The following is a 3,629-nucleotide window of genomic DNA, read 5'->3' as shown; positions in this document are numbered from 1 at the left end:
TCATAACAGGATGCGTGCCAGCGGACCTCCGGAGAGTTTCACTCCAACAGATCGGGGATGAGAGCGCTTCGTATGACGGCGGCGAACTTCTCGTAACCCTTCTCGTTGAGGTGCAGCCTGTCGCCTCGGAAGATCGACGGGTCGATGTCGCCTGACGAGGTCAGTAGTGCGGGTGCGGTGTCTATGAAGGTAATTTCGTGTGTTCGCTCCGCCCAGGCGGCGAGCATTCGGTTCGTGTTCTGGATGTCTTTACGGACGCGAGTTCGGATGGGTGCTTCCGTGATGGCGACGTAGTAAACCGGCAGGTTGGGGAACTGCTTGTGCACGAGGGAGACGTACTCCTTGACCCGGGGGACGACCTCGTCGGCAGTCTTGGAGAAGAACGGGAATCCGTTGATGTCGTTTGACCCGGCGTAAACCACGAGCGCGCGCGGGTTGAAGGGAAAGACGAGTCGGTCGAGGTAGAAGATCTGGTCGCCGATTTTCGTTCCGCCGATGCCGACGTTCACGGTGTTCAATTCCTCGAGATCCTGACGGGAGGTGTCCCACAGTTCGAAGTATGAGCTGCCGGTGAGGAGAACAACGTCCTGTGGAGCGGGATTCATCAGCCGCTTCTTCAGGCTTTCAACTCTGCGCTCGAACTGTCCCGGCCTATCCGGCCCGATTATCAGCAGCAGAACGGCGGCCGCACTGACGATCAACGCCACCAGAATCCCGATGCTGACGAAGATGATTCTGCCCACACTGCTCGCACGCGTTCGACCGCGCTGCACTCCGAGTCGCGCAACGGTCGGAGTCGATGGAGTCTTCAGTTCGGGACTCATGGTGTTGTGTCTTTCGGTGAGGTCGATCTAGTGCCCTGCAGACAGGACGTTCTCGAGCGCGCCGGACCAGCCGGGGTGGATCGGGTTGGTGAAGTGTTCGGTGACGCGGTCATGTCAGGGCTTGACTCCCTGTGGTCTTCGAGATGCTTCGTGTGTCGTGTCCCGCGCGGGAGATCCAATCGGACACGACAGGGGAACCCGCAAAGCGCTCGGCGATCTGCAGGTAGCCGGTAGGGCTGGGGTGAAGCCCGTCTGGCAGCTCCGCGATGTCATCCGCGCCGAAAAGATCCAGTCCATCGAGATAGAAGAGGGCCGGGTCGGTTTGTGCACGATTCTGAACGATGTCCCGCAGGATCTGGCGCATCGAACGCAGCGTGAGCGGGGGGCCCATGAAGACGTCTGGCGGGCCACTGGGCGTGCCGCGCCGCTCGCCCGTTTCGGGATCCGAGACAGTCGGACCGGGCGTGTCCTCATGCATCGGACAGTAGATCGGCGAGATCACCAGAATGGGCGCTGATGGTGCACCTTCTCGGAGCGTGTCGAGAAAGCCGTGCACCGCCGGAATGAACGTCCGCCGCTTCATCGTGTCGGCGCCCACGATGTTGATGCCGATCTTCAGACTCAACAGATCGGCACCGGAATCGCGCATCGCCCGGGCAGTGAACGGATCGAGGTGCGCGTTTGCGGCGAAACCGAGATTGGTCACGTCGATGCCCAACTGGTCCGCAGCCGCTACGGGCCACACTCCGCGAGGTGTGTTGGCCTCGCGGCAATGACTGATGGAGCTGCCGTGGTGCCACCAGCGCAGCTGGTCCAGAGGCACGGCGGGCTCAAGGGGTTTGTCGGCTCGCACGCCCCGGATCTCGACGGAATGATCCTGCGCCAGCCACACCACCACCCGCCGCTCCTCGGTACCGGCTCCACCGAGCTCGAACCGGACGACATGGGGCTCGCGCTCGACGAGGCGGGGGCCAGCGGGATCCCCGAGATGAAGACCAGAACCGCCTGTCGTACGCACAGCGCCGACCGGGTCACCGTCGACAGTTGCTTCGAACACCGCCCACTGGACATCATCGGCGGTCCAGGGCAGGTAAAGCCCGGTCGTCTCCACGCTCAACTCGATCCACGTTGCCGCCGTGCGGAACTCGCAGCGCACGCCGGAAGCCTCGCGCGACGCGATCTCCATCCACTGGGAGTCAAACTGCGGCTTGACGCTCAAGGGAAGCCGCAGAGGAGTCAGTCCGGTTGGGCTGCGCTCGACGTCGACCGCTCCGCGCAAGCTACCGCGCACCAGTTCGTATTCTTCGGGATTCATGTTGCTCCTTCGTGGGTGCCCGCGTCGAGAAAAGTCGACGAGCGTCTCGGACGACGCGCGATCGTCTGCGCTTATCCAGCTCAGCCTTTGAGTCCGCCGGCGAACCCCTGGATGAACTGCTTCTGCGCGAACATGTAGAACGCGAGGATCGGGATTATCGAGATGATCACGACGGCGAAGATCTTGTTCCAGGCCGACACCAAGCCTCCGACGTACGCGTACATCGCGACGGGCAGGGTCTGGGTGGTGGATCCGCCGAGGAAGATCAGGGAATTGAAGAAGTCGTTCCAGACGATCAGTCCGGCAAGGATCGCGACGGTGCCGGTGGCGGGGGCCATCAGTGGCAGCACGACGCGGAAGAAGGCCTGGGTTGGGGTGGCGCCGTCGATCACGGCCGCCTCCTCGTACTCGGTGGACAGGCCCCGGAAGAAGCTGGCGTAGAGGAACACGGACAGCGGCAATAGGATGCCGATCCAGAGCAGGATCATGCCGATCGCGTTGCCGGTCAGTCCGAGGGTGCGCGCGCCGATGTAGAGCGGCACGGTGCCCAGCTGTGCGGGCAGGATGATCGCGATCAGCACCAGGTAGAAGGTGACGGTCGTCCACCGGCGGGTACGTCGGGCGATCACGTAGGCCGCGATCGATCCGAGCAGGACGAGGCCGAAGATCGCGCCGGCGGTGATGATCGCGCTGTTGAGGATGCTCATCGGGATGCTGTTGCGCCCGGTCGTGGTGAGCACCTCGACGAAGGCGCTGAAGTCCAGCGAGCTCGGCGGCGCGACCGCGCTGGTGGTCAGTGCCTCCTGGTCGCTCTTCAGGGAGGTGACGATGAGGATGTAGAAGGGCAGCAGCCAGATCAGCGTGATGATCCAGATGCCGACCTCCCGGACGGCCGTCAGCTTCGTGTAGCGGAACATGGTTCAGGCCCTTCCGACGGCGTCGCGGTCGCGGGTCACGTATTGCTGAAGAATGGCGAACGCCAGGATGATCACGGTCAGCACCAGGGCCAGGGCGGAGCCGAAGCCGAACTGGCCGAGGGAGAACGCCTGCTTGTAGATCTCGGTGGCGAGGGTCTCGGTCGCCCCGGCCGGTCCCCCGCCGGTGAGCGCCAGGATCTGGTCGAAGATGCGCAGCCCCTGGATGATCCCGAGKGTMGTCGCGATCGCGATCGACGGGCGGATCGCGGGCACCGTGACGTTCCAGAATCGCCCCCAGATCCCGGCGCCATCGAGCGCTGCGGCTTCCTCGATCTCGACCGGGACCGAGGCGAGCCCGGCCAGGTAGATGACCATCACGAAGCCGGTCTGCTGCCAGACCACGGTGATCAGGATCGCCCAGATCGACCACGTGGGGTCGGCCAGCCACACCTTCTGCAGCTCTTCGAGGCCGAGGAACCCGAGCAGGCCGTTGAGGGGCCCGTTGAACTGGAAGATGAACTTCCACACGTACGCGACCGCCAGCGGGCTGAGAACGACGGGTATGAACAGGAG

Annotated in this window: 4 protein-coding genes; all 4 read right to left on the bottom strand. The window is 63.6% G+C overall.

Features of this window, described 5'->3' with window-relative positions; translation table 11 throughout:
• Positions 1-38: 38 nt before the first annotated feature.
• Complete coding sequence (locus AC1DP3_RS18010) at positions 39-743, bottom strand: GDSL-type esterase/lipase family protein (protein ID WP_477295695.1); 705 nt, start codon at positions 741-743, stop codon at positions 39-41.
• A gap of 190 nt (positions 744-933) precedes the next feature.
• Positions 934-2,139, bottom strand: coding sequence for a GDSL-type esterase/lipase family protein (locus AC1DP3_RS18005; protein WP_477295693.1), 1,206 nt, complete (start codon positions 2,137-2,139; stop codon positions 934-936).
• A gap of 80 nt (positions 2,140-2,219) precedes the next feature.
• Entirely contained in the window at positions 2,220-3,056 is an 837-nt protein-coding gene (locus AC1DP3_RS18000) for a carbohydrate ABC transporter permease (RefSeq protein WP_477295691.1), read from the bottom strand.
• 3 nt (positions 3,057-3,059) lie between these two features.
• On the bottom strand, positions 3,060-3,629 hold a 570-nt coding region (locus AC1DP3_RS17995; RefSeq protein ID WP_477295690.1), incomplete at its 5' end, for a carbohydrate ABC transporter permease.

The sequence above is a fragment of the Microbacterium sp. P5_B6 genome, assembly GCF_056400345.1.
The sequence above is the reverse complement of the archived record's forward strand: the minus strand, read 5'-3'. Positions and strand labels throughout refer to the sequence as shown.

What these genes read in the sequence shown, in the direction of transcription:
- AC1DP3_RS18005 (WP_477295693.1), bottom strand. Translation starts at nt 2,139, where the DNA reads ATGAATCCCGAAGAATACGAACTGGTGCGCGGTAGCTTGCGCGGAGCG.
- AC1DP3_RS18000 (WP_477295691.1), bottom strand. Translation starts at nt 3,056, where the DNA reads ATGTTCCGCTACACGAAGCTGACGGCCGTCCGGGAGGTCGGCATCTGG.